At 73.0% G+C, this 24,057-nt stretch carries 21 protein-coding genes; 11 read left to right on the top strand and 10 right to left on the bottom strand.

Going from position 1 to position 24,057, the window contains the following annotated elements; genetic code table 11:
• Position 1 precedes the first annotated feature (1 nt).
• From ACQEVU_RS18205 to efeO, 3 genes are all read right to left on the bottom strand, one after another.
• On the bottom strand, positions 2-850 hold the full coding sequence (locus ACQEVU_RS18205) for an ABC transporter permease subunit (RefSeq protein ID WP_433324947.1): 849 nt from the start codon (positions 848-850) through the stop codon (positions 2-4).
• The gene (locus ACQEVU_RS18200) at positions 847-1,773 is read right to left on the bottom strand and encodes an ABC transporter ATP-binding protein (RefSeq protein ID WP_433324945.1); all 927 of its coding nucleotides are present in this window, start codon (positions 1,771-1,773) and stop codon (positions 847-849) included. The genes ACQEVU_RS18205 and ACQEVU_RS18200 overlap by 4 nt, the downstream gene beginning before the upstream one ends.
• A gap of 137 nt (positions 1,774-1,910) precedes the next feature.
• Positions 1,911-3,833: an iron uptake system protein EfeO gene (gene efeO / locus ACQEVU_RS18195; protein WP_433324943.1), complete on the bottom strand. Its 1,923-nt coding sequence runs from the start codon at positions 3,831-3,833 to the stop codon at positions 1,911-1,913.
• A 109-nt stretch (positions 3,834-3,942) separates the two neighbouring features.
• Between efeO and ACQEVU_RS18190 the strand changes: the two genes are divergently transcribed.
• The 4 genes from ACQEVU_RS18190 to ACQEVU_RS18175 all read left to right on the top strand — a co-directional run bounded on the left by ACQEVU_RS18190 (position 3,943) and on the right by ACQEVU_RS18175 (position 7,501).
• Entirely contained in the window at positions 3,943-4,335 is a 393-nt protein-coding gene (locus ACQEVU_RS18190) for a BlaI/MecI/CopY family transcriptional regulator (RefSeq protein ID WP_433324941.1), read from the top strand.
• A complete protein-coding gene (locus ACQEVU_RS18185; RefSeq protein WP_433324939.1) occupies positions 4,332-5,237 on the top strand; it encodes a M48 family metalloprotease in 906 nt (301 codons plus the stop codon). Before ACQEVU_RS18190 ends, ACQEVU_RS18185 begins: the two co-directional genes overlap by 4 nt.
• Before the next feature lie 84 nt (positions 5,238-5,321).
• Entirely contained in the window at positions 5,322-6,128 is an 807-nt protein-coding gene (locus ACQEVU_RS18180) for a COG4705 family protein (protein WP_433324937.1), read from the top strand.
• Between the two features lie 83 nt (positions 6,129-6,211).
• Complete coding sequence (locus ACQEVU_RS18175) at positions 6,212-7,501, top strand: COG4705 family protein (protein ID WP_433324935.1); 1,290 nt, start codon at positions 6,212-6,214, stop codon at positions 7,499-7,501.
• A 41-nt stretch (positions 7,502-7,542) separates the two neighbouring features.
• On the opposite strand, the gene ACQEVU_RS18170 is transcribed toward ACQEVU_RS18175, so the two are convergent.
• Both ACQEVU_RS18170 and ACQEVU_RS18165 read right to left on the bottom strand, forming a co-directional pair.
• Complete coding sequence (locus ACQEVU_RS18170; RefSeq protein WP_433324933.1) at positions 7,543-8,427, bottom strand: ABC transporter permease subunit; 885 nt, start codon at positions 8,425-8,427, stop codon at positions 7,543-7,545.
• Positions 8,424-9,335, bottom strand: coding sequence for an ABC transporter ATP-binding protein (locus ACQEVU_RS18165; protein ID WP_433324931.1), 912 nt, complete (start codon positions 9,333-9,335; stop codon positions 8,424-8,426). The genes ACQEVU_RS18170 and ACQEVU_RS18165 overlap by 4 nt, the downstream gene beginning before the upstream one ends.
• A 611-nt stretch (positions 9,336-9,946) precedes the next feature.
• Here ACQEVU_RS18165 and ACQEVU_RS18160 point away from each other — a divergent pair.
• From ACQEVU_RS18160 to ACQEVU_RS18150, 3 genes are all read left to right on the top strand, one after another.
• Positions 9,947-10,936 (top strand): extracellular solute-binding protein, encoded by a 990-nt coding sequence (locus ACQEVU_RS18160; protein ID WP_433324929.1) that lies wholly within the window; start codon positions 9,947-9,949, stop codon positions 10,934-10,936.
• Positions 10,937-11,537: 601 nt separating this feature from the next.
• Positions 11,538-12,506: an ABC transporter substrate-binding protein gene (locus ACQEVU_RS18155; RefSeq protein WP_433334976.1), complete on the top strand. Its 969-nt coding sequence runs from the start codon at positions 11,538-11,540 to the stop codon at positions 12,504-12,506.
• A 107-nt stretch (positions 12,507-12,613) separates the two neighbouring features.
• Positions 12,614-14,128 carry an alpha/beta hydrolase gene (locus ACQEVU_RS18150; RefSeq protein ID WP_433324927.1) on the top strand — a complete coding sequence of 505 codons (1,515 nt, stop codon included), beginning with the start codon at positions 12,614-12,616 and terminating at the stop codon, positions 14,126-14,128.
• On the opposite strand, the gene ACQEVU_RS18145 is transcribed toward ACQEVU_RS18150, so the two are convergent.
• The gene (locus tag ACQEVU_RS18145) at positions 14,102-15,178 is read right to left on the bottom strand and encodes a DUF6183 family protein (RefSeq protein WP_433324925.1); all 1,077 of its coding nucleotides are present in this window, start codon (positions 15,176-15,178) and stop codon (positions 14,102-14,104) included. The genes ACQEVU_RS18150 and ACQEVU_RS18145 overlap by 27 nt on opposite strands.
• A gap of 23 nt (positions 15,179-15,201) precedes the next feature.
• Positions 15,202-16,050, bottom strand: coding sequence for an ion transporter (locus tag ACQEVU_RS18140; RefSeq protein WP_433324923.1), 849 nt, complete (start codon positions 16,048-16,050; stop codon positions 15,202-15,204).
• A 179-nt stretch (positions 16,051-16,229) separates the two neighbouring features.
• Here ACQEVU_RS18140 and ACQEVU_RS18135 point away from each other — a divergent pair, with 179 nt between their 5' ends.
• Genes ACQEVU_RS18135 through ACQEVU_RS18125 form a run of 3 tightly spaced genes read left to right on the top strand, consistent with a single transcriptional unit; the run spans position 16,230 to position 18,887 of the window.
• Positions 16,230-16,718 carry a cation:proton antiporter regulatory subunit gene (locus ACQEVU_RS18135; RefSeq protein WP_433334974.1) on the top strand — a complete coding sequence of 163 codons (489 nt, stop codon included), beginning with the start codon at positions 16,230-16,232 and terminating at the stop codon, positions 16,716-16,718.
• A 7-nt stretch (positions 16,719-16,725) separates the two neighbouring features.
• Positions 16,726-17,949, top strand: coding sequence for a cation:proton antiporter (locus ACQEVU_RS18130; protein ID WP_433324921.1), 1,224 nt, complete (start codon positions 16,726-16,728; stop codon positions 17,947-17,949).
• Positions 17,946-18,887, top strand: coding sequence for a glycosyltransferase family 2 protein (locus ACQEVU_RS18125; protein ID WP_433324919.1), 942 nt, complete (start codon positions 17,946-17,948; stop codon positions 18,885-18,887). Before ACQEVU_RS18130 ends, ACQEVU_RS18125 begins: the two co-directional genes overlap by 4 nt.
• Here the strand turns inward: ACQEVU_RS18125 and ACQEVU_RS18120 are convergent.
• The 3 genes from ACQEVU_RS18120 to ACQEVU_RS18110 are packed head-to-tail and all read right to left on the bottom strand — an operon-like array spanning position 18,859 to position 22,888.
• Complete coding sequence (locus tag ACQEVU_RS18120) at positions 18,859-19,650, bottom strand: class I SAM-dependent methyltransferase (RefSeq protein WP_433324917.1); 792 nt, start codon at positions 19,648-19,650, stop codon at positions 18,859-18,861. The two genes, ACQEVU_RS18125 and ACQEVU_RS18120, sit on opposite strands and share 29 nt — an antisense overlap.
• Positions 19,650-20,792 (bottom strand): glycosyltransferase, encoded by a 1,143-nt coding sequence (locus tag ACQEVU_RS18115; RefSeq protein WP_433324915.1) that lies wholly within the window; start codon positions 20,790-20,792, stop codon positions 19,650-19,652. The genes ACQEVU_RS18120 and ACQEVU_RS18115 overlap by 1 nt, the downstream gene beginning before the upstream one ends.
• Positions 20,789-22,888 carry a hypothetical protein gene (locus tag ACQEVU_RS18110; protein WP_433324913.1) on the bottom strand — a complete coding sequence of 700 codons (2,100 nt, stop codon included), beginning with the start codon at positions 22,886-22,888 and terminating at the stop codon, positions 20,789-20,791. The genes ACQEVU_RS18115 and ACQEVU_RS18110 overlap by 4 nt, the downstream gene beginning before the upstream one ends.
• A gap of 110 nt (positions 22,889-22,998) precedes the next feature.
• On the opposite strand from ACQEVU_RS18110, the gene ACQEVU_RS18105 reads away from it, so the two are divergent.
• Complete coding sequence (locus ACQEVU_RS18105; RefSeq protein WP_433324911.1) at positions 22,999-24,042, top strand: lysylphosphatidylglycerol synthase domain-containing protein; 1,044 nt, start codon at positions 22,999-23,001, stop codon at positions 24,040-24,042.
• Positions 24,043-24,057: the final 15 nt, after the last annotated feature.

Here is a 24,057-nt window from a genome sequence, read left to right as displayed (position 1 = left end):
GTCATGCGTCCTTACGCAGCAGGCGGTAGGCGGCGCCGGCGAGCGCGAGGACCGTCCAGCCGATCAGGACCAGGGCACCGGCGCCCGCTGACAGCATGCCGGTCGCCGGGTGCAGCGAGTACAGCGACTCGCCGGCGTTGCTCGGCAGGTACTGCGCGACGTCGGCCCGCCAGGAGCTCGGCAGCAGCGACACCAGGCCGGGCACGAGCAGCAGCGCGGCGACGAGGACGGAGATGCCGCCGGCCACGGACCTCAGCAGCATGCCGAGCGCAATCCCGATCACACCGACCAGGGCCAGGTAGAGTCCGGCGCCGAACAGCGCGCGCAGGACCTCGTTGCCGGACAGGCCCAGGTGCGCCGGAGTTCCGGAGACGACCGCGTCGACGATCAGGAACCCGCCGAACGCGCCGGCGAGGCCGACGAGGACCGCGACCACGCCGTACACGGCGGCCTTCGACCACAGCACCGGCAGCCGCCGCGGCACCGCGGCGAGGGTCGAGCGGATCATGCCGGTGGAGTACTCACCGGCCGCGAACAGCACGCCGAGCACCCCGAGCGCCAGCTGGCCGAACCGGACGCCGAACAGCGTCAGGCTCACCGAGGTCGCGTCGGCGAAGTCGGGGTCCATCCGCCCGCCGGTGCTCGTCAACGACTTGTAGCGCAGCGCCGCGATGGTGCCGAACGCCAGCAGCGCGAGCAGCCCGAGCCCGAGCGTGATCCAGGTCGAGCGCAGTGTCCACAGCTTCGACCATTCCGAGCGCAGCACCCGCCGGCCGGTGACCCGGTACTGCGGCCGCGTTGCCGGCCCGGTCGCGGCGCCCGGGACCCGGTCCTGCGTGATCGTGCTCATGCGGCCACCCCGCTCGTGACGCCGCCGTGGTACTCCACGGCGTCCTTGGTCAGGTCCATGAACGCCTCCTCCAGCGAAACCTGCTTCGGCGTCAGCTCGAACAGCGCGATGCCGTGCTCGGCGGCCATCAGCCCGATCTGGCGCGCGGTCAGGCCGGTGACCCGCAGTTCCTCGGTGCCGGCCCGCCCGGTGATCCCGACCCCCGGCCCCGCCAGCACGCTGCGCAGGCGTGCCGGATCGGCGGTGGCCACATCGACGGCGTCACCGCCGGCCTGCCGGACCAGCTCCTGCACGCTGGTGTCGGCCAGCAGCCGGCCCCGGCCGACCACGATGAGATGGTCGGCGACGAGCGCCACCTCGCTCATCAGGTGCGACGACACGAACACCGTCCGGCCCTCCGCCGCCAGGCCGGAGAGCAGGTTGCGGATCCACAGCACGCCCTCGGGATCCAGGCCGTTGACCGGCTCGTCGAGCATCACCGTGGCGGGGTCCCCGAGCAGCGCCGCGGCGATGCCGAGCCGCTGCCCCATGCCCAGCGAGAACGACCCGGCGCGTTTGCGCGCCACCGACGTCAGTCCCGTCAGCTCGATGAGTTCGTCGACGCGCCGCCGCGGAATCCCGTGCGTGTAGGCGAGGGCCATCAGGTGGTCGGACGCGGTACGCCCCGGATGAATCGACCGCGCCTCCAGCAGCGCCCCGACCTCCTGCAGCGGCGCCGCGTGCCGCGCGTACCGCTTGCCGTTGACGCTCACGTCCCCGCTCGTCGGCGCGTCAAGCCCGATGATCAGCCGCATCGTGGTCGACTTGCCCGCCCCGTTCGGGCCCAGGAACCCCGTCACCGCACCGGGTTTGACGAGAAAGTCGAGGCGGTCGACCGCGGTCTTCTCCCCGTAGCGCTTCGTCAACTGCCGTGCCTCGATCATTGAGCACTCCTCGCGTCAGCCGCCGCACTCCGGCGCCCTGGCAGCAACGCTAAGGAACGAAACGACCCCCGCCGCGGTACCGCGGGACGATCCGCCGTCCGGCGCGTAGTACTGCGGTACCACCCGGGCGAGCGTCGTCACCTGTGGGCGACGGCGGCCGGGACGGCGCTGACCTGTTCGGCGAGCGCGTTGACGACGGCCGCCAGCCGCTGCGCCTGGGGTGGCTGCAGGGTGTCGTACGCGGCGTATCCGGCGCCCTGCCGGTACTTCGCCAGCTCCGCGTCGACGGCGGCGAACTGGTCGTCGAGGTGGGCGTCGTAGGCGGGTTTCAACGCGGCGACCGCGGCGCGGCAGCCTTCGACGTTGGCGGCGAAGTCCCACAGGTCGGTGTGCGAGTAGCGGTCCTCCTCGCCGGTGACCTTCTTCGTGGCCACCTCGTCGAGGAGGCTCTTGGCGCCGTTGGCGATCTCCAGGGCGCTCAGCGTCACGCCGCCGAGACGCGTGCGCAGCTCGGTGACGTCGGCGAGGAGCTGGTCGGCGACGCCGGCGACGGCGGTCAGGTCTCCGCCGTTCCACAGCTGCTGCTCGATGCGGTGGTAACCGGTCCATGCGACCGCTGGGTCGAGGTCGCCGTCGCGGGCGTCGATCTTCGGGTCGAGGTCGCCGAAGCTCTCCGCGACCGTCTCGATCCGCTCGTACGGTGCCCGTGCCGGCGCGTACAACGCCTGTGCCTTGGCGCGGTCCCCGGCCTTCACGGCGGCGACGAACGCGGTGGTCTGCTCGACGAACGCGGCCGCCTGCTGCCGCACATAGTCCTGATAGGCGGCCACGGCGGCGGCGAGCGCCGGGTCGGCCGAGGAGGCAACGGGTGTACCACTGCCGGATCCCGAAACCGTGAACGCGGCGCGGATCCCGGCGCCCGTCATGCCCGGGCGGCACGAGGTCGTGTAGGCGCCGGCCGGCAGGTCGACGTGCAGGCTGCGGGTGAGGCCCGGCGCGATGTTCTCGACCTCGCCGACGATGCGGTCGCCGGCCGCGTACACGTAGAACTCGGTGACCTTGCCGCCGGTGTTGTGCACGTCGAACACCTGCGGCCCGGCCGGGGCGTGATCGGCGCTCAGGCGGCACTCCGTGTCGGTGGCGGTGACCGCGATGGCGCCGGCGTCCGCGGGCGCCGGCTGCGGGCCGCCGCACGAGGCGAGGGCGGCAACGGCACCCAGCACCGCGACCGCCTGCGTGCGGGGCCGCGGGGTCGCGTGCGCGGGGCGGAAGAACAGCGCGAGCATGATCATCGCGAAGGCCAGCCACGCGCCGATCTCGAGCACGCTCGCGCGCGGGGTGAGGTTGACGGTGCCGGCGAGCACGGTGGCGTACCACGACGTCGGATCCATCAGGCCGGCGAGGTCGAACGCGATCCGGTTGCCGCCGGGCAGCACGCCGGCGCTCTGCAGCCCGTGCACCCCGTACTTGAGGATGCCGGCGGCGACCAGGATGAGCAGCGCGCCGGTCCACGTGAAGAAGCGTCCGAGATCGATCCGGGCGGTGGCGGTGGACACGGCCCAGCCGAGCCCGACGGCGGCGGCGACGCCGGTGAGCATGCCGGCCAGCGGTGCGGCCCCGGCGCTACCGGCGCTCTCCGCGGCCGCGAACACCAGCAGCACCATCTCCACGCCTTCGCGTACCACGGCGAAGAACGCCATCGCGGCGACCGCCCAGCCGCCGACGCGCATCGCGTTCTCCAGCCGGCCGGTGAGCTCGCCGCGCAGGCTGCGCGCGGTGCGCCGCATCCAGAAGATCATCCAGGTGACCAGGGTGACGGCGGCCAGCGAGGTGACCGCCTCGAACAGCTCCAGCCGGGTGCCGGCGCCCAGCCACGCGGCGGCGGAGGTGAGCAGCACCCCGACCGCGGCGGACACCACGACCGCGCCGCCGACGCCGGCCCAAACGTGCCGGATGCGGTCGCGCCGCCCGGCCCGAGCGAGGAACGCGACCAGGATCGCCACGACGAGCGACGCCTCGAGACCGTCCCGCAGGCCGATGAGCAGGCTGGCGAAGAACACGGATCACTCCCACGTCGGGTTAGGTTAGCCTCGTCAAAGTCCTACAAGTTGTAGGTCCATGTCAAGCTGGGGAGGTGAACGCCGCCTGGTAGCTCGGTACGGTGAAGACGTGACCCGACAGGACACTCCCGAGCGGCGGCCGTGGGGCTCGCTCGAGGCGGACGTGCTGGCCGTGCTGCGCGCCGCCGGTGAACCGCTCACGCCCGCTCAGGTGCAGGCCGGGCTCGACGGCGCCGCGGCGTACAACACCGTCCAGACGATCCTGACCCGCCTGCTGGAGAAGGGTATGACGCAGCGCGGGCCCAGCCCGCACGGCGGCCGCGGGCACGTCTACTGGCCCACCCAGGGCACCGCGACCGTCATCGCCCAGCAGATGCGAGCGTTGCTCAACGGCCCCGGCGACCGGCGCGCCGTGCTGCGTGAGTTCACCGCCGAGCTCGACCCGGCCGACGCCGCGGTGCTGCGCGGGCTGCTCGGCCAGGTCCGGGACGATCGGGCATGATCTGGCTGGTCTACCTCCCGCTGGTCCTGCCGGTGCTGCTGGTCCCGGCCGCCCGGCGCGCGACCGCGGCGAGCCGGCCGGAGGCGGCGGCCCGGGCGCTCACCGCCGCGGCGCTGCTCGCCGCCGCCTGCTCCAGCGCCTGCCTGGGCCTGCTGACCGCGACGTTGCTCGACGATCTGCCGGCGTTCGAGCAGCACGAGGACCGGGCGGCCGTGGTCGGCCGGGTCCTGCCCGAGCCGGTGCCGGACTGGCTGGCGCTCGCCGCCGCGCTGCTGCTCGCCTGGTTCGCCGCGCGCCTGGTGCGTGAGGCGTGGCGCCGCGACCGGGCGGCCGCCATCCTGCATGGCGTCGGACGCCCCTTTGCCGGCATCCTGGTGGCCGACTGGGCGCCCGCCCGGGCCGTCGCGGTGCCGCCGCGCTTGGGCCGCGACGGCCATGTGCTGGTCACCACCGGCCTGCTGAAACTGCTCGACGCCCGGGAGCGCGCCGTCGTGTACGCGCACGAGCGGGCACATCTGCGGCGGCGGCACCATCGCATCGCCGCACTCGCGGCCGCAGCGGCGGCGGCCAACCCGCTCCTGCGCCAGGTTCCGGCGGCCGTGGAGGTCCTCATCGAGCGCAGCGCCGACGAAGACGCGGCCCGCGACACCGGGGACCGCATCCTCGTCGCCCGCACGATCGGCAAGGTTGCCCTGGGCGGCGAGGCCGCCCACGCGAGCGAAGGCGGGCTCGGGTTCCACGGCTCGTCGACCGTACGGCGCGTGGCGGCGCTGCTGACACCACCGTCCGGCCGCGCACTGCCGGTGTTCGCGCTCACCGTCGCCGGCCTTGCCCTCGCCGCCACCGGCACCGCGCTGATCGAGTTCGTCGAGCTGGCCCGCGCCTGGATGCCGGGGCACTGACCCGGCGCGCGGTCCGGGACCTTCAGCCGCGAATCCGGTTCCGATTCAGCGATTCCTCAGCGTCCGGCCGCCAGCCTGGCGCGCATGACTTCAGCGCGGCAGCCAGGCGCCGTCCTCACCGGTGTATCCGCAACTCCCGGCGTCCGGGCCCGGCTGTCCAAAGTGCCGCAGGTCACGATCCTCTTCTGGATCATCAAGGTGCTGACGACCGGCATGGGCGAGACCGCCTCGGACTTCCTCGCGCACACCGTCGCACCGCCGGTGGCGGTCGGGCTGGGCGGCCTCGGGCTGGTCGCGGCGCTGATCCTGCAGTTCCGGGTGCGCCGCTACCTGGCCGGCGTCTACTGGTTTGCGGTGATCATGGTGAGCGTCTTCGGCACCATGGCGGCCGACGTCCTGCACGTGGGCCTCGGCGTGCCGTACGTGGTCTCCACGATCGGCTTCGCGGTCGCGCTCGGCGCAATCTTCGTGGTCTGGTACGCCAGCGAACGCAGCCTGTCGATCCACAGCATCGACACGCCGCGCCGCGAGTGCTTCTACTGGGCCACCGTGCTCGCCACGTTCGCGCTGGGCACGGCCGCCGGCGACCTGACCGCCATGACGTTCGGCTGGGGCTACCTGCTGTCCGGCGTGATCTTCGCGGCCTTGATCGCGGTGCCGGCGATCGCCTTCCGGACCGGCGCGCTCAACGCCGTGGCCGCGTTCTGGACCGCGTACGTGATTACCCGTCCGCTCGGGGCCTCCTTCGCCGACTGGATGGGCGTCTCGCACGAGCGCGGCGGCCTGGGCCTGGGCACCGGCCCGGTGACCGCGGCCTGGGCCGTGCTCATTGTCGGCCTGGTCGCATATCTGGCCATTACCCGCGCCGACGCCGAGCCAACCGGTATTTAAATCCGCGAGGAGCGACCTCTTCAGCAAAAGTTCAGCACGGCCGGCGTACGTTTTCATCGCATTGTGTTGAATCGACGTTTGTCGTGCTGTTGCGAGGGAGAGCTGTGTCCGTTACCGCCAACGAATTGGCGAGTTCGCGCAGGTGGCTGACCAAGGTACCCGCGATTACCGCCACGTTCTGGGTCATTAAAGTTCTGTCCACGACGATCGGGGAGACGTTCGCGGACTACCTGACCGTGAATGCCGGTCTCGGTCCCGCGGTGACCGATGCGATAATGTTTGCTCTGCTGGTGGCCGCGCTTGTCGTCCAGTTCCGGACTCGCAGCTACACGCCCTGGATTTATTGGCTCTGTGTGGTGCTCGTCAGCATTTTCGGCACGCAGCTCACCGACTTCTTCACCGACACCCTGGGCGTGTCGCTCTACGTCAGCACCGCCGTCTTCTCGGTCACCCTCGCGGTGGTGTTCGCGATCTGGTACCGCCAGGAGCGCACGCTGGCGATCGCCTCCATCAACACGCCCCGCCGCGAGGGCTTCTACTGGGCGGCGATCCTGACCACGTTCGCGCTCGGGACCGCCGCCGGCGACCTGGCGACCGAGGCGCTCAACCTCGGCTTCCGCAACGGCGCGCTGATCTTCGGCGGTCTGATCCTGGCCACGTGGATCGCCAATCGCCTCGGCGCCGGCCAGGTGCTGACGTTCTGGATTGCCTACGTGCTCACCCGGCCGCTCGGCGCTTCACTCGGCGACCTGCTCACCCAGGACAAGGACCTCGGCGGCCTGGCGCTGGGTGCGAGCGCCACCAGTCTGCTGTTCCTGGCGGCCATCGTCGTGCTGGTTGTCCGCGAGCAGATGCTGGTCAGCCGCCACGGTGTCCTCGACAAGGGCGCCGGGCCGCACGGTGGCCGCGTTCCGGACTACGCATGGGCCGGTGCCGCTGCTGTGGCCGTTGCCGTCATCGGCTTCGGGCTCAGCCTGGCGCACGGATCGCAGCCGGCCACGGACCCGCAGGCCGACGTTGCGCCGGACACGGTCGCGACGGGCGAGCCGGGCGCCTCCACCGCGGCCCGTCAACCGCACCCGACGACCAAGCTGGGCAATCTCAGCAAGTTCGCGGTGATCGTGGCCGACGTGCAGGGCAAGGTCGCCAAGAACGATCTCGCGGCTGCCAGGACCCGCGTCAAGGACCTCGAGGTGGCATGGGACGACGCCGAGGCCGGACTCAAGCCGCGCGACGCCGCCAAGTGGCACCAGCTCGACGACCAGATCGACGCCGTGCTCACGGCGCTGCGCGCGTCGCAGCCGGCCCAGCCGGACTGCGCATCCGCGGTTGCGAAACTGATGAACACCCTGAACACGTACGACGGGGTCTGACACGAAAGGGGGTCCGGCGGCGCGCCGCCGGACCCCGTACGTCAGGAGATGTCGCGGCGGCGGAGCAGCCGCGTGCCGGCCAGGGCGGTCACGACGCCGTAGCCGAGCAGGACCGCGGCGCCGACCCACTGCGACGGGCTCTGGTCGAACGTCTTCGTCGGCGAGATCATGACCGTCGAGGCCACCGGCGGGACGATCACCTGCGCGGTGAGGATCCAGTCCTGCTTGATGACATAGGTGTACAGCAGGTCGAACACGCCGCCGGCCGCGGCGGCGCCGGCGAGGTACAGCACCGTGGCGGCCACCGTCGCGGTGAGCTGGCTGCGGATGAGCGCACCGAAGCCGACGCCGAAGACGGCCCAGATGGCGTACGCGGCGAGGTTGAGCAGGATCGCGCGGACGACGCCCCACTGGCCCAGCTGTGTGCCGTACCCCTCGCCGGAGAGGAACACGGCGCCGACGGCGAGAGCGAGCACGGTCGAGACGAGCCAGGATGCGGCCGCGACGATGACGGCGGTGACGAGCTTGGCCGCGATCACCGCGCCGCGGTGCGGAGTGAACAGAAACGTGGTGGTGGCGGTCTGCTGATGGAACTCGCCGGTGATGAGCACGATGCCGAGCAGGCACGCCAGCAGCACGCCGATGAGCTGGCCCGCGGTGAAGATCGTGGCGGCCTGGGTGACCGCGCTGTGGCCCAGCTCCCACTCGCCGCGGAGCCGGTTGAGGAACTCCGGCGGCATCTGCGAGACGTTGCGGCCGTGCGCGTGGAGCGCGACGAACTTGTCGAACGGCTGCAGCAGTTCGTGCGCCTGGACCAGATCGACCGCGAGCACGACGCCGGTGCTGATGAGCGTGGCGGCGGCGAAGAGCCACCAGAGGCTGGTGGTGCGCAGCTTGAACAGTTCTGCGCGGACGAGTCGCGTCATCGGATGGCCGCCTTCGCCTGGGTCAGGTCGAGGAACACGTCCTCGAGGTCGGGCTGTTCGGTGACGAGCTGGTGCAGGGCGACGCCGGCCGCGAGGGCGGCGTCGCCGACCGCCTCGGCGGCCATCCCGGTGACCCGCAGCCGGTTCGGGCCGTCCGTTGTGACGGTGCCCCCGAGCCGCTCCAGCGCGGCGCTGAGCTTGTCCGGCTCCGGAGTGCGCGCGTGCACGCGGGCGTCACCGCCGACCGAGCTGAGCACGTCGTTGACCGGGCCCTGCCGCATCAGCTTCCCGGCCGCGACGATCACGACGTCGTCGGCGAGGGCCTGCATCTCCGACAGCAGGTGGCTGGAGACCAGGACCGTGCGGCCCTGCGCGGCCAGGCCCTGCAGCAGCTCCCGCATCCAGCGGATGCCTTCGGGGTCCAGGCCGTTCGCCGGCTCGTCGAGGATCAGCACCCGCGGGTCGCCGAGCATGGCGGTGGCGATGCCGAGCCGCTGCCGCATGCCCAGCGAGTAGCCCTTGAAGCTGCGGTCGGCGGCCGGGAGCAGCCCGACCAGGTCGAGCACCTCCTCGGCGCGCGTGCGGGGCAGCCCGGCGGTGATGCAGCACGCGCGCAGGTGGTTGCGGCCGGTGCGGCCCTTGTGCGCCGACGACGCCTCCAGCACCGCACCGACGACGCGCACCGGCTCGGCGATCTCGGCGTACCGGCGCCCGCCGATGGTGGCCGTGCCGGCGCTCGGCGCGACGAGGCCGAGCAGCATGCGCAGTGTGGTCGTCTTGCCGGCCCCGTTCGGGCCGAGAAACCCGGTCACCCGGCCGGGCTCGACGGTGAACGAGAGGTCGTCCACCGCGGTCACGCCGCCGTACTGCTTGCGCAGTCCGGACACGACAATACGAACGTCGTCCATGGATTCCTTCCAGCGACACCGATGACCGATACGCGTCCCACGCGCAACGGCCCCCGGTCATCGTCGGCGGGAACGATGAGAGTGCCGCCGTACGTCGGCTAAGAATTGCGTGAGAACGCGGCCCCGGCCGCTGCCGGCGTGACCGCGCTGCACGACGCGCATCCTCGCGCCGGAATCCTGAGAAGGAGTTGAACAGAAGCGGCAGGCGCAGCAAAAGACCTACGAGGCGTTTCGCCTTCCCCAGCGTTACCTGGTTCAGGTGGTCGGGATCGCCGGTCGACCTTTCGGTCGTTCAGCCCCTCAGCTCGACTGTCATCCAGTCGGGTGATCCCGCGTCTCGTAGGTCCACTCCACAAGCTACGCCGAGGGCGAGGCTCGGCGGGGTGAGTCATGGGGTGATGGTTCCAGCACCGCCGCCAGGCGCAGCAAAAGACCTACGAGGCGTTTTGCCTTCACCAGTTTTACCTGGCTCCGGTAATCGGGATCACTGTTCGGCCTTTCAGCCGTTCAGCTTTCCCGCGCGTCTCGTAGGTCCACCCCTAAAGTTACGCCGACGGCGAGACCGCGCGGGGTGAGTCATCGGGTGATCCCCGCGAACGCGGGCGACCGACGTGCTCTACGCGCCCAACTACGCGTCCAAGGGCGTGTTCCTGGACATCACCGGCCGGGTCGCCACCCTGCCGTTCAAGGACAGTCTGGCCCCGGCGCACATGCGGGCCGCGACCGCCGGCGGGCGCAACTTCGGCGTCCCGTTCGACATCGACGTGGCCGCGCTGTTCTACAACAAGAGCCTGTTCATCGCGGCGGGCCTCGACGGCGAGACGCCGCCCGCCGACCTCGACACCCTGCGCGCGGACGCCGAGCGCATCACGCAGCTCGGCGGCGGGGTGCGCGGGTTCGGCTTCGCCGGCGCCTGCCCGTACTGCATGCTCGTGTCGACCTGGCCGATGCTCTGGGCCTCGGGTGCGCCGGCGCTCAACGAGAGCGGCACCGCCTCGCTGCTCGACAGCCCCCAGGCGGCCGGGATCTACGGGCTGTACCGCCAGATGTACGCCGACGGCCTCGTGCCGGCGGCGGCGAAGAACGAGAGCGGCCCCACCTGGGTCCGCGACTTCAACAACGGCAAGGTCGGCATGCAGGTCATGGGGGCCACGGCCCTGCAGGGCATGCGCAACAGCACCAAGACCCAGATCGGCGTCGCCCCGATCCCGGGCCTCACCGGCGGGGCGTCGTCCTTCGTCGGCGGCGACGTGCTGGGCATCGGCGCCAACACCCGGCACGCGGCGCAGGCCTGGGACTTCATCGCCTGGACCCTGTCGGAGGACGCCCAGGTCAACGTCGTCGCGCTCACCAAGAACGTGCCGGTGCGCCGGGACCTGGAGAACAACGTCTTCGCCGAGGCCGATCCGCGGGTGGTCACCTTCACCGGGCTGGCCCGGCTCGGGCAGACGCCGTACGCGGTCAACTTCGGCAAGACCTTCAACGACCCCAACAGCCCGTGGATGTTCGCGCTGACCGACGCGCTGTTCGGATCGCCGGACGCCGCCGCCGGCCTGCGGCAGCACAACGAAGAGATCACCCGATCGCTGACGGAGGACTGAGATGGTGGTGCTCCACAGCCGGACCGAGCTGCTGGCGCCGTCGCGGCACACCCGCCGCCGCAACCTCATCGGCGCGCTGTTCGCCGCGCCGATGGGCCTCGTCGTCGCGGTGCTGTTCGTGATCCCGGTCGTGCTCATGGTCTGGATGTCGCTCAACCACTGGCCGCTGCTCGGGGCGTCCAGCCCGAACGGGCTGGCCGACTACGGGGCGCTCGACGACCCGCTGTTCGCCTCCGCGCTCGTGTTCACGGTGAAGTACACCATCGTCACCACCGTCGTGCTGGCGCTGCTGGCGTTCGGCCTCGCGCTGCTCGTGCAGGACGCCCGCCCGGGCGTGCGGGTGTTCCGCACGGTGTTCTTCCTGCCGGCGTCGGTCGGCGTCGCGTCGGCCAGCCTGCTGTTCTACGCGGTGTTCAACGACGAGACCTCGCCGCTGAACCGGGTCGCCCGCTGGCTGGGGCTCGGCGAGGACGGCGTCGACTGGCTGGGCACCGGCGACCATGCGCTGCTGTCGACGGTGGGCCTGACCACGTGGCGGTTCGCCGGCCCACCGGCGGCGCGACGTCCGCGGCTTCATCCGCGGCGCCCTGAAGGGGTAACCATGCGCAGACGTGCTGTTCTCGTGCTGCTCGGCGCCGCGCTCTCGGGGTGCGGCGGCGAGCGGCGATGGGACACGGGCGTGGACGGCAAGCCCCAGCTCGTGCTGGGCTTCGCGCAGGTGGGTGCGGAGAGCGGCTGGCGCACCGCGAACACGAAGTCCATCCAGGAGGCCGCCGACGCGTCCGGCATCGAGCTGCGGTTCTCCGACGCGCAGCAGAAGCAGGAGAACCAGATCAAGGCGATCCGCAGCTTCATCGCGCAGAAGGTCGACGTCATCGCGTTCTCGCCGGTCGTGGAGTCCGGCTGGGACACGGTGCTGCAGGAGGCCAGGGCGGCCGGCATCCCGGTCATCCTGACCGACCGCGCGATCGACTCGAAGGACACCACGCTGTACCGCTCGTTCCTCGGCTCGGACTTCGTGCTCGAGGGCCGGCGGGCCGGCGAGTGGCTGGTCAAGGAGTACCAGGGCCGCACCTCACCGGTGAACATCGTCGAGCTGCAGGGCACGACGGGCTCGGCGCCGGCCAACGACCGCAAGGCCGGCTTCGCCGAGACCATCAAGGCCAGCCCCAACCTGAGGATCGTCGCGTCGCAGACCGGCAACTTCACCCGCGCCAAGGGCAAGGAGGTGATGGAGGCGCTCCTCAAGGCCCACCCGAAGATCGACGTGCTGTACGCCCACAACGACGACATGGCCCTCGGCGCCATCGAAGCGATCCAGGCCGCGGGCAAACGCCCGGGCGTGGACATCAAGATCGTCTCGGTGGACGCCGTGAAGGACGGGATGACCGCGCTGTCCCAGAACCGGATCAACTTCATCGTCGAGTGCAGCCCGCTGCTCGGCCCGCAGCTGATGGACCTGGCCAAGAAGGTCGTCGCCGGCGAACCGGTCGACGCGCGCATCCTCACGGTGGAGACCACGTTCACGCCCGAGCAGGCGAAGGCCGCCCTCCCGCAACGCAAGTACTGAACACCGCGGACGTCACCGCCCGGTCACGTTCCGCTGTTGCCACGGACGCGGGCGGCTGGATACCTTTCCGCTCGTCTGGTGGGATCTCGGCCGGGGGGCTACGGGTCATGAGGGTCTACCACGCGGAGGAGCCCACGGATGAGGTTCCCGCCGCTGACGGGCGCGCGAGCCGCGGATGGCCCCGCGGCCGGCGGATCGGCGCGGCGGCGGTGGCGGTGGTCGCGGCGGCCGGACTCGCCGCGGCGGCCTGGGGCGGGGCGTTCGACCGCGTGCCGCTGCTCGACCGGGCCGTGGCCGCCGGCTTCGAGGTGGTGGGCTGCGCGCTGCTGATCGCCGCCTTGTGGAGCCGGGAACGCCGCTGGATCACCCGTACGCTGCCGATCCTGCTGCTGTCGGTCGCCGGGCTCGTCGGCCTGATCGCGCTCACCCTGTGGATCACCGGCACGGTGACGGACCCCTACCCGCCCTCGTTCGCGATCTGGGTCGGCGCCGGCTTCGCCGCGCTCGCGGCCTGCCCCCTGGTCCTGCGCCGGCGCCCGGTCGAGCGGGCCGCCGAGCCGGCTTCCCGGCCGCCGCTGCCCTGGCGCAAGGCGGCGGCCGTGGTCGCGGTGCCGGCGACGCTCGTCGGCGCGTTCATGCTCATCGACCAGGAGTACGGCATCTGGCCGCAGATCGGCGACGTGCTCGGCCACTCCGGGGCCGTCGGCGGCCAGCAGGCCCACGACCTGATCGGCGGCGCCACCGCATCCGGCAACACCCCGCCGGCACAGGGCGTGATCGTCGATCTCGACGCCCCGGGCACCCGGTCACACTTCAAGCACCGGCCCGGCGTCGTGTTCCTGCCGCCCGCCTACTTCGGCCCCGGCCGCGCCACGCTGCCGGTCCTCATCATGATGGTCGGTTCGCCCGGCACCCCGATCAACTGGCTCAAGTCCGGGCACGCCCAGGCCACCGACGACGCCTACGCCGCGGCCCACCACGGGCGGGCGCCGGTGCTGGTCGTCGTCGACCAGAACGGCTCCGCCACCGGCGACACCGAGTGCGTCGACGGCCCGCAGGGCAACGCCGAGACCTACCTGACCGTCGACGTGCCCGCGTTCATCACCGGCACCCTGCACATCCAGCACAACCCGTGGAGCTGGGCCATCGTCGGGTTCTCCGAGGGCGGCACCTGCGCCCTGGACCTCGTCCTCGGCCACCCCGACATCTACCGGCACGCCATCGACTTCGGCGGCGACGCGCGGCCGAACCTCGGCAACCCCGAGCACACCCTGAGCGTGCTGTTCGGCGGCAATGCCGCCGCCCAGCAGGCTCACGACCCCGGGCACCTGCTGAGCACCCGGCGGTACCCCGGCGTGACGCTGTGGTTCGGCGCCGGCGCCGACGACGCCAAGGGCATCGCCATCGGTCAGCAACTGGCCGCGGACGCCACCCGGGACGGGATCGTCACCCACCGGTTCGTCGACGCCGGCGGGCACAACTGGCAGTTCGCGAGCGCCGGCTTCGCCTGGGTGCTGCCGCAGCTGTGCGACGAAATGGTCACCAGCCGCCTGGAGCCCGCCCCGGGCCGGCCTGACCCGTCGACGGCCCGGCGCTCAGTCGGTGTCGGTAGCGGCCAGTAGGGCGAGGCGCCGGCCGTCGGGCGAGACGGCCGCGAGGCCGATGTCCCAGCCGTCGCGCCGGAACCAGTCGGTCTCACCGGCGAAGCCGTACCAGGCGCTCGCCCTCGTGATGCGCTCGGTCTCGGCCGCCGAGGCGCCCGCCGGCGCACCGGCCAGCGCGCCCGCCGACCGCCAGGCCGCGAGCCGACCGTAGGCGCCGTACTCGCCCGCGTTGTACGCCCCGCCGGCGGAGGCGGCGGCGAACAGCTGCTGCCACGCGTCCCCGGCGGTGCAGGAGCCGAGGCCGCCGAATCCCTGCAGGCACTCCAGCCCGAGACCGCGCAGCGTCGCCCCGACGGCGCCCGGGCGCAGCGTGCCGTCAAGGGCGTACGTGTGCGCCGCCACGTGCCCGTTGGACTCGGTCGCCCAGTTGCGCACGGCGGCCCCGATGGCCGCCGCCTCCTGCTCCGTCGTCGTCTCGCGCGCGGCCGGCACCGGGCCGCCGCCCTCCTCGAAGCACGTCGGCACCGCCGGCAGAAGGCCTGCGCGGCCGCCGTCCAACGTGTACCGGGTCACCTTCGGCCGGCCCTCCAGCGCGGTCAGCTTCGCCGGCAGCCAGGCCAGCGGGTGCTCGCGCCACCATGCCTCGCCGGTCCACCCGGGCTCCACGTCCGACCCGCGCAGCACCAGCTCGTGCAGCAGGCAGGCGCGCAGCTCGTTCGGCGCGGCGGCGCCCAGCGCGGGTTGCAGTTGGCCGGCGCCGTGGCCGGACGCGAGCAGCGCGGCCGAGAATCGCAGCGGCCTGCCCTCGCCGACGACCGCGAGCAGCCGCACGGCGTCGGCGACGGTGCCGGGCGAGAGAGCCAGGAGCCGCACGACGCGATCGAAGATGCTGCGGTACTGCCACGGCGGGTACGGCTGCCCGCCGTACCGCCGCCACAGCGCGATCCCGAGCCCGGCGACGAACGCGCCGTCCCCGCCGGCGACCCGCCGGTCGGCCAGCTCCCACAGCGCGGTGACGTTCTCCCGCTCGGCGAGGCCGTCGATCAGGGCTTCCGGATCATCCTGCACGCCTGGCACTGTACGGCGCCCGGTCACGCCGTGCGGTCGATGCGCAGATCCCGTTCCAGCTCCTGCACCAGCGCGCGCAGGTCGTCGAGGCGCTGGCTGACGGCGATCCGGTCGATCTCGTCGGGCACGCCGTCGCCGTCGACGTCGTAGTCCGGCGAAAGGCCGTCGGTCATCTCCAGCCGGCGGGCCTCCTCCATCGAGTTGACGATGACGGCGATGAGGATGTTCATCAGCAGGTTGGCGGTGAGCAGCACATAGCTCACGTAGTAGATGAGCGTCCAGGGCGAGAACTCCACCCCCTTCTGGATCAGGTCCGGCAGGTTCTCTAGCGACAGCAGCACGAACAGCGTCAGCACCGCGCGGCCGATGGTCCCGTAGTCCTGCGGATAGACGTCGCCGAAGATCAACCAGCCGGCCATCCCGTACACGTACAGCGACACCAGGGCCAGGGCGAGGAAGCCACCGACCCCGGGAAGGCTGCGCAGCAACGCCGTCACGATCGTGCGCAGTCCCGGCGAGAAGCGGACCAGGCGCACCACGCGGGCGATGCGGATCACCCGCAGGGCCGCCGAGTCGCCGTGCAGCCCCGGCACGAACGCGGCCGCGATGACGACGAAGTCGAAGACGTTCCAGCCCTGCTTGAAGAAGTCCTGCGGCCGGCGGCCGTGTGCGAGGATGCGAATCACGATCTCGGTGACGAACGCGATGCGGAAACCCCACTCCAGCTCGTCCAGCACGGCGCCGAGCACGCCCGGGTGGGGATAGGTCTCGACGGCGAGGACCAGCGCGTTGGCGCCGACCAGCAGCACGATCGCCACCTCGAACGTCCGCGACTTCGTCGCGGCGGAGCACCATCGCGCAACTCGCGTCATATCGATCACCGCACGATCTCACCGTCGTGGGTCGCGGCTGGGCAAGTCCACCGTCGCCGCCCCGCGAGGAGTCATACAACTGTCATGCCACCGCGATGCGATCGCCATGCCAGACCGAGAACCTTGCGCGGGCGGTGAGCCGGGCGACCTGTGATGCGACCGGTGTGCGGAGGGAGATGCTGGCGGTGGAAGTTGAACGTACGGGCCTGCCCGGGATCGGTCTCCGGCACGAGTTCGTGACGTCCCGGGGCCAGCACGCGGCGGTGGTGTCCCACGTCTCCGGCCGCCGGGACGTGGTCCTCTACAGCAGCGACGACCCGGACACGGTGACGGCGACGCTGTCGCTGAACAGCGACGAGGCCAACGGCGTGGCGGAGCTGCTGGGTTCGGCGCGGATCGTGGAGCGGCTGGCCGACCTGCAGCGGCAGGTGACCGGGCTGAAGACGATCCAGGTGCCGATCATCGCCGGCTCCCCGTACGACGGCGCGACGCTCGGCGACACCCAGGCGCGCACGCGCACCGGGGCGTCGATCGTGGCGGTCATCCGGGCCGGGCAGATCCTGGCCAGCCCGCGGCCGGACTTCGGGTTCGTACCCGGCGACCTCGTGGTCGTCGTGGGCACGGCCGAGGGCACCGCCGCGGTCACCGACATCTTCGCCAACGGCTGAGCCGCCCATGCATGCTGCCGAAGCGCTGATCGAAATCGGTGCGGTCATCCTCGGGCTCGGCCTGCTCGGGGCGGTGTCCGCGCGGTTCGGCATCTCGCCGATCCCGCTGTACCTGCTGGCGGGGCTGGCGTTCGGCCGGGGCGGCGTCCTGCCGCTGGCCACCAGCGAGGAGTTCACCGCGACCGGCGCCGAGATCGGCGTCATTCTGCTGCTGTTCACCCTGGGCCTGGAGTACACCGCTCCGGAGCTCGTCGGCACGCTGCGGCACAACGCTGTCGCCGGCGTGGTCGACCTGGTGCTCAACGCCGCACCAGGGGTGGCGACCGCGTTGCTGCTGGGGTGGGGCCCGGTAGCCGCGGTCGCCCTCGGCGGCGTCACGTACGTGACGTCGTCCGGCATCACCGCCAAGGTCCTCGCCGACCTGCAGTGGCTCGGCAACCGCGAGGTCCCGGTCGTGCTGTCGCTGCTGGTCTTCGAGGATCTCACGATGGCCGTCTACCTGCCGATCCTGACGGCCCTGCTCGCCGGCGTCAGCCTGGTCGCCGGGCTCACCACCCTCGCCATCGCCGCCGTCACGATCACCGTCATCCTGATCGTGGCGCTGCGCTTCGGCCGCTACGTCGAACTGTTCGTCGCCTCCCCCAACGAGGAGGTGCTGCTGCTCAAGGCGCTCGGCCTCACGATCCTCGTCGCCGGCGTCGCCCAGGCGCTGCAGGTCTCCGCCGCGGTCGGCGCGTTCCTCGTCGGCATCGCGCTGTCCGGGCCGCTGGCCCACACCGCGCGGGAGCTCCTCACGCCGCTGCGGGACCTGTTCGCCGCCGTGTTCTTCGTCTTCTTCGGCCTGCACACCGACCCGGGCGCGCTGCCACCGATGCTGGGCATCGCCGTGGCACTCGCCTTCGTCTCCATCCTGACGAAGCTCGCCACCGGCTGGTGGGCCGCGCGGCGGGCCGGCATCAGCCCGCTGGGCCGGGCCCGCGCCGGCGTCGCCCTGACGCCCCGCGGCGAGTTCAACATCGTGATCGCGGGCCTCGCCGTCAGCGCCGGCGTCAACGACCGGATCGGCCCGCTGGCCGCGGCCTACGTGCTGATCCTGGCCGTCCTCGGCCCGATCCTGGCCCGTTCCCTCGAGCCGATCGTCCGCTGGCGCGCCCGCCGCCGCAACGGCGGCCCGCCGGCCGCGGAAGAGCCACAGAACCCCAGCCCCGAACCGGCGGTGAGTGCAACATGACTTCGAGCTTCGTGACCCATGCCGAGCCGGAGACGGGCACCGACCCGGCGCCGCCGGTCGCGACCATCGTCCTGCCGTGCTTCAACGAGGAAGCACACGTGCGGGCCGAGCTGGACCGGATCTGCGCCGCGATGGACGACGCCGGCCTGACCTACGAGCTGCTCGCCATCGACGACGGCTCGACCGATGCCACCCTCGACGTGCTGCACCAGGCGCAGGCGGCGCTGCCGCACCTGCAGGTGATCGCCATGCCGCGCAACGGCGGCGCCGGCACGGTCCGGCGGCTCGGATCACGGCTGGCCCGCGGCGAGATCGTGGTGTGGACCGACGCGGACCTGTCGTACCCGAACGAGCGGATCCCGGAGCTGGTGCGCCGGCTGCTCGACGACCGGTCCGTCGATCAGGTGGTCGGGGCCCGCCGGTCGGAGCAGGGCAGCCATCGACTGCTGCGCATCCCGGCCAAGTGGACGATCCGCAAGATCGCCGAGTGGCTGGTGGGGCAGCCGATCCCGGACCTCAACTCCGGGCTGCGGGCGTTCCGGCGCAGCGTCGCCGCGCCCTACCTGCGCCTGCTGCCGCCCGGATTTTCCTGCGTCACCACGATCACGCTCGCCTTCCTGTCCAACCAGCACCCGGTCGCGTACGTGCCGATCGAATACGCCAAGCGCGCCGGGCGCTCGAAGTTCCGGTTCGTCCGTGACGCCTACCGGTACCTGCTGCAGGTGCTGCGGATGGTCATGTACTTCAACCCGCTCAAGGCCCTGATGCCGCTCGCCCTGCTGCTGCTCGGCATCGGCGCGGTGAAGAGCGTGTTCGACGTGATCGTCCACCCGGTGCGGCTGGCCAACAACACCGTCATGGTGTTCCTGACCGGGCTCATCATCGGCTCCCTCGCGTTGCTGGCCGACCTCATCGTCCGGTCCCGCCCGGACGCCTGACGCCCGCCGCCGATCCCCCTCCGGCGGCGGGCGTCGGTGCACTCGCCACGGCGACGAGCCCGGGGCCCCGGCCCGGGCTCGCCCGCTGCAGCAGACGGAACGGCAGCGTGCCCCAGCGGTGCGCCAGGCCGCGCAGCGGCCGGGCCGGCTGCAGCAGCCGGCCCGAGGCGGCCGTGCGCTGCGCCGGCAGGACGTCGCCGACCCGGCGCAGGCGCCGCCGGGCAATGATGTTGCGGCCGGTTTCGAGGGCGTACCCCAGCGGCATCCCGTAGTGGCGGACCTCCACCCGCTCCAGCCCGGCCCCGGCGAGCAGGGCTTCCAGGCCGGCCGGGTCGTAGCGGCGCACATGCCCGACGAGCTGATCGGCGGGGCCGAAGCGGTGCTGGTAGGCCGGCACGGACACCACGAGCCGGCCACCGGGGCGCAGCCGCCCGGCCCACGCGGCGACCGCGGCGACGTCGTCGTCGAGGTGCTCGAGGACCTCGAACGCGCACACCACATCGAAGCGGGCCGGCGGCAGCTCCTCCAGGCGGATGTTCGCCACCGTCCCGGCACCGCCGAGACGGTGCTGCGCGACCGCGAACGACTGCGGGTCGGGCTCGATGCCGGTGTACCGGTACCGCCGGGCCAGCCGCACCGCGAACCCGCCCTGGCCGCAGCCGACCTCGAGCACGTCGGTGGCCTGCGGCGGCAGCAGCCGGTCGACGACGTCGAGGCGCAGCCACGCGTTGAGCGACAGCGGCGCCGAGCGGTCCAGCTCCATCAGGTCGTCACTCCAGTGATCCAGGGCCACAGCGGGGCCGCGGCGCGGGCGGGGGTGAAGTCTCGCTGCGCGAGGTCGCGACCGGCCGCCCGCATCCGGGCCAGCTCGGTCCGGTCGGTGGCGAGGCGGTCCAGGGCCGCGGCGAGCGCGACCGGGTCGCCGGGCGGCACGAAGACGGCCGCGGCCCCGAGGGCCCGCCGCTGCGGCGCGGTGTCCGACGTGACGACGGCGCAACCGGCGGCCGCGCCCTGAAAGACCTTGTTCGGCACGACCCGCGCCGCCTTGGCGCCGGTGCCGAAAATGCCCAGGCACACGTCATGCCCGGCGACCAGGGCGGGCAGCTCGGCCGCATCGACCCACGAGCGCCACTCGACGTCGGCGCCGCCCGCGGCCCGCCGGGTCGCCGCCTCGTCCTGCCCGTGCCCGATCATCGTGAACCGGACCGGCCGCCCGGCCAGCAGCGCGGCGGCGGCGCCGATCGCCGGGGCACCCTGCAGCGGCGTGTACAGGCCGAAGAACACCACCCGCAACGGCCCGCCGGCATCGGGCGGCGGCGCGGCGGCGCCCGCGGCGAACCAGCCGTCGGCCGCGCCGACCGGGCAGACGACGGCGCGTGAGCGGGCCGGTTCCGGCAGGGTGTCACGATGCTCGCCGGTGTCGACGACGACCAGGTCGGCGCGGGCCAGCGCGGCCCGGTCCACGGCCCGCAGCAGCCGGCCCCGCCCTCCCCCGCCGAGCCGCCGGTCGGCCGCGGTGGCCGCGGCCGGCGCCATGTGGTCCAGCACGATCGGGGCGGCGCGGAACAGCAGCCGCGCCAGATGGATGTCGAACAGCCCGAGGTAGCCGACGACCACGGCGTCCACGCCCGGGCCACCGCGGCCGGGCCGCAGCGCACGGGCGGCCCGGGCCAGCCGCCACCAGCGGCGGCCGAGCCGGGCCGACAACGGGATCGCCCGCCACGGCCGGCGCAGCGCCGCGACCCGCTCGGCGGTGCCGATGCCGAGGGGCGCGTTGCACTCGACCACGCTCGCGCCCAGCGCCCGCAGTCCCTGCACCAGGACGAGCACCCGTGGGTGCGTGGCCGTGTCGTAGGTGCCGAAGAAGACGACGGACGGGCCGCCGGCGCGGGCCGCGTCGGTCACGGCCGCACCAGCCAGCACTCGAGGCGGCGGGAGTCGGTCCCGGTCGGACGGCGCACCAGCTGATGCTGGTCCTCCCGCTCGTCCTGGTACACCACCCGCTCCAGCGGCTGGCCGTACGGCAGCAGCGGCAGGGTCGACGAGGACATCAGCACCGGATCGTGCCCGGTCCGCCGGACCGCCGTGACCACCGCCTGCAGCCGCTCGACCGTCGGGTCCGGCAGCGCCGCGACCGGCAGGCCGCACTCGTTGCGCACCGTCGGCGCCCACTGGGTGTCGATCATGATCACGGCGTCGTCGGGCCGCAGCGCCCGGCACACGGCCGCCGCGGCCGCGGGCTCGCCGAGCTCGGTGCGGTGCGGCGCCAGCGGCACGCAGATCGCGACGGCCGGCACGACGGCGGCCAGCACGAGCATCGCCGGTACCACGGTCGATGATCCGGGCCACGTGGCGCGCCGCAGCGCGGGTACGACCCGGGCCAGCGCGAACGTCGCAAAGATCACCACGGCGGGCAGCACCTCGAGCACCAGGCGCCGGTCCGCCCACGGATGGTCAGGGGTGATCGCCGGGCGCAGCAGCGATGCAAGCCCCGAACCGCCGTACACCAGCAGGACCGGCAGCAGCCGCCAGCCGCGGCCCCGGACGGCGGCGGAGGCGGCCGCCGCGATCCCGGCGCCGGCGAGCGCAACGGCCGGCCAGCCGACGTACCAGGCGACCCAGTCCAGGCTCTGCTCGGCGTAGCCGCGGCGGCCGTCGACCGGCAGGCCGAACGCGTCCTGGTGCGAGGCGACATAGTCCATCGTGTCCGGCGCGGTGATGGAGCGGTCGACGTACAGCAGCGGCCGGGCCGCCAGCAGGAACCCGCCGATCACGACCGCGGCCACCGTGGCCCGGGCGATCGTGCGGCGCCGGGCCGGGCCCAGCCGCAGCGGCCGGCGGCGCAGCGCCACGACGCCCGCGACGGTGCCGATCACCGACGCCACCAGCAACACGATCATGAGCCGGACCGAGGACCAGTTCACCTCGATGTACGGCAGGGTCACATACCGGCAGTCGAGGTAGCCGAGGCCGCCGCCGAGCAGCGCCCCGGCCACGAACGCCGGGGCGCCCGGTCGGCGGCGCAGAAACCACCAGCCGACCGCGGGCAGCACCAGCGCGAAGTCCACGCCCATGTCCAACCGGACGAGCTCGCCGGCGGACAGCACCAGCCCGGCCAGGCCCAGCAGCACGACCGCCGGTCGGCGCCCCCCGGCCGAAGCGGGCGCCGACCAGCCGGCGACGAGGAGACTGAGGCCGCCGGCGAGCATCAGGCACGCCAGCGGCTCCGAGTAGGTCGTCTGGCTCACCCGCAGCACCGGCCACGCCGCGGCCAGCAGCAGCGCGGCGAACGGCGCCCACCGCGGCCCGCACAGCCGGGCGGCGAGCCCGGCGACCGCCAGCACGGCGCAGGCGCCGACGATCCCCGGCAGCAGGAAGATCCCGGTCCAGCCGCCGGCCCAGTAGCCGGCCGCGAGCATCGTCGGCCAGCCGGTCATGAACTGCGGCACGATCCGGCCGCCCTGGACGTAGAACCCCGGGTGCGCGAAGTTGACCATGTCCGCCGCGGGGCCGTACGCCTCCGCCGGCACCGGCGACGTCAGACCCGGATGCCCGCTGAGCCACAGGCCGATCTGGGCGTACGTGCCGGCATCGCGGTGCAGCACCGCCTGCTCGCTGTGCGTGACCATGGCCAGGGCGGCGAACCCGGCCGCGACGAGCAGCGTGGCGACGAGCACCCACCACGGGACCGGCCGCGCCCGCTCGGCGAGCAGCCGCGGCCACGCCCACCGCACCAGCAGGGTCACCACGAGCGCGGCCGCGGGCAGTACCGTCCACCAATAGAAGCCGCCGAGCGCCGCCAGGGGCACCGCCACGAGCAGCCAGCCGGTCACCGCGAGGACCGGCAGGGCCGGCAGGACGAGCAGCAGCGAACCGGCCCGGGCACTCGGCGCCAGCAGCGCCCGCCGCCACGGGGCGGCCACTGTGACCGGCGCCTGACGAAACACGCCCGAGCGATGCCGCCGCGACGCCGTCCTGATCACCGCGTCATTGTCCGTCACGATTACGACGGAAATACCGACGCCGTATGACAGTGCCGCAACAGCCCGGCCCCCGCGCGGCCGGGGCATACCGGGCTCAGCGCCGCCGAGCGGAGGGATAGGCTCGGGCGATGCTCCGCCGGAGATCATCCCCACCGCCTCCGGCCGGAGCGGGAGCAGCGCCGCGCCCCGGAAGGTGGGGCCGCGCAACGGCCCCGCTGGCCGCCGGCGCGGTACGGCTGGGCCGCGCGGTGGTGGCCAGCCGCTGGGTCCGGTGGGGATTCCTGGCCGTGGCCGTGTTCGGCGGCGCGGCCGCGCTCGCCCCGCACCGGCACGCGATCGTCGCGTCGGCGGGGCAGATCGGCGCGGGCGCGGTGCTCGCCGGCTCGGCCGCCGCCCTGGCCGGCCTGGCGGCCACGCTGCAGGCCTGGCGGGCGATCCTGGCCGGGCTCGGCAGCGACCTGCCCGCGGCCAAGGCAGCGCAGGTGTTCTTCGTCGGCCAGCTCGGCAAGTACATCCCCGGCTCGGTGTGGCCGATCGTCGCCCAGATGGAGCTCGCCCGCGCCCACGCCGTACCCCGCCATCGCAGCAGTACCGCCGCCCTGCTGACCATGTTCCTGTCCCTCGCCGCCGGCCTGCTGACCGCGGCCGCGACCCTGCCCGCGGCGCTGGCCGGCCGGGACGCCCGGTACTGGTGGCTGCTGGCCACCGTGCCCGTCGTCGCCGCCGCCCTGCACCCGCGGCTGATCAACGGCGCCCTCGCCCTCGCACTGCGGGCAACCCACCGCCCGCCGCCCGCCCGGCCGATCCCCGGCCGCGCCGTGCTCGCCGCCACCGGCTGGTCGGTCATGTCGTGGCTGCTGTTCGGCACGCACGTCTGGCTGCTGCTCGCGCCCCTGGCGTACCACCCGGGCCAGGCCGCCGCCATCTCGGTCGGCGGGTTCGCGCTGGCCTGGTGCGCGGGCTTCCTGCTCGTCGTCGCGCCGGCCGGCGCGGGCGCGCGGGACGTGCTGCTGATCGCGCTGCTGACCACCCAGACCGGCGCCGCCGAGGCCGCCGCGGTGGCCCTGCTGTCACGCGCGGTCATGACGGTCGCCGACGTACTCCTGGCCGGCGCCGCCGCACTCACGGCCCGCCCGCCACGACAGCCGCCCGACCCGGACGCCACCGGCTGACACGGTCCACCGGCG

This window comes from Dactylosporangium sp. CA-139066, from assembly GCF_050936175.1.
GTDB lineage: Bacteria > Actinomycetota > Actinomycetes > Mycobacteriales > Micromonosporaceae > Dactylosporangium.
Note: the sequence above shows the minus strand (reverse complement) of the source record. Positions and strands in the feature narration are given on the sequence as shown.

Excerpts from the sequence above, each read along its gene's own strand:
- ACQEVU_RS18150 (WP_433324927.1), top strand. The coding sequence starts at position 12,614 with ATGAGGGTCTACCACGCGGAGGAGCCCACGGATGAGGTTCCCGCCGCT.
- ACQEVU_RS18105 (WP_433324911.1), top strand. The coding sequence starts at position 22,999 with ATGCTCCGCCGGAGATCATCCCCACCGCCTCCGGCCGGAGCGGGAGCA.
- ACQEVU_RS18165 (WP_433324931.1), bottom strand. The coding sequence starts at position 9,335 with ATGGACGACGTTCGTATTGTCGTGTCCGGACTGCGCAAGCAGTACGGC.
- ACQEVU_RS18130 (WP_433324921.1), top strand. The coding sequence starts at position 16,726 with ATGCATGCTGCCGAAGCGCTGATCGAAATCGGTGCGGTCATCCTCGGG.
- ACQEVU_RS18120 (WP_433324917.1), bottom strand. The coding sequence starts at position 19,650 with ATGGAGCTGGACCGCTCGGCGCCGCTGTCGCTCAACGCGTGGCTGCGC.
- ACQEVU_RS18140 (WP_433324923.1), bottom strand. The coding sequence starts at position 16,050 with ATGACGCGAGTTGCGCGATGGTGCTCCGCCGCGACGAAGTCGCGGACG.
- ACQEVU_RS18200 (WP_433324945.1), bottom strand. The coding sequence starts at position 1,773 with ATGATCGAGGCACGGCAGTTGACGAAGCGCTACGGGGAGAAGACCGCG.
- ACQEVU_RS18205 (WP_433324947.1), bottom strand. The coding sequence starts at position 850 with ATGAGCACGATCACGCAGGACCGGGTCCCGGGCGCCGCGACCGGGCCG.
- ACQEVU_RS18180 (WP_433324937.1), top strand. The coding sequence starts at position 5,322 with ATGACTTCAGCGCGGCAGCCAGGCGCCGTCCTCACCGGTGTATCCGCA.
- ACQEVU_RS18125 (WP_433324919.1), top strand. The coding sequence starts at position 17,946 with ATGACTTCGAGCTTCGTGACCCATGCCGAGCCGGAGACGGGCACCGAC.
- ACQEVU_RS18155 (WP_433334976.1), top strand. The coding sequence starts at position 11,538 with ATGCGCAGACGTGCTGTTCTCGTGCTGCTCGGCGCCGCGCTCTCGGGG.
- ACQEVU_RS18170 (WP_433324933.1), bottom strand. The coding sequence starts at position 8,427 with ATGACGCGACTCGTCCGCGCAGAACTGTTCAAGCTGCGCACCACCAGC.
- ACQEVU_RS18185 (WP_433324939.1), top strand. The coding sequence starts at position 4,332 with ATGATCTGGCTGGTCTACCTCCCGCTGGTCCTGCCGGTGCTGCTGGTC.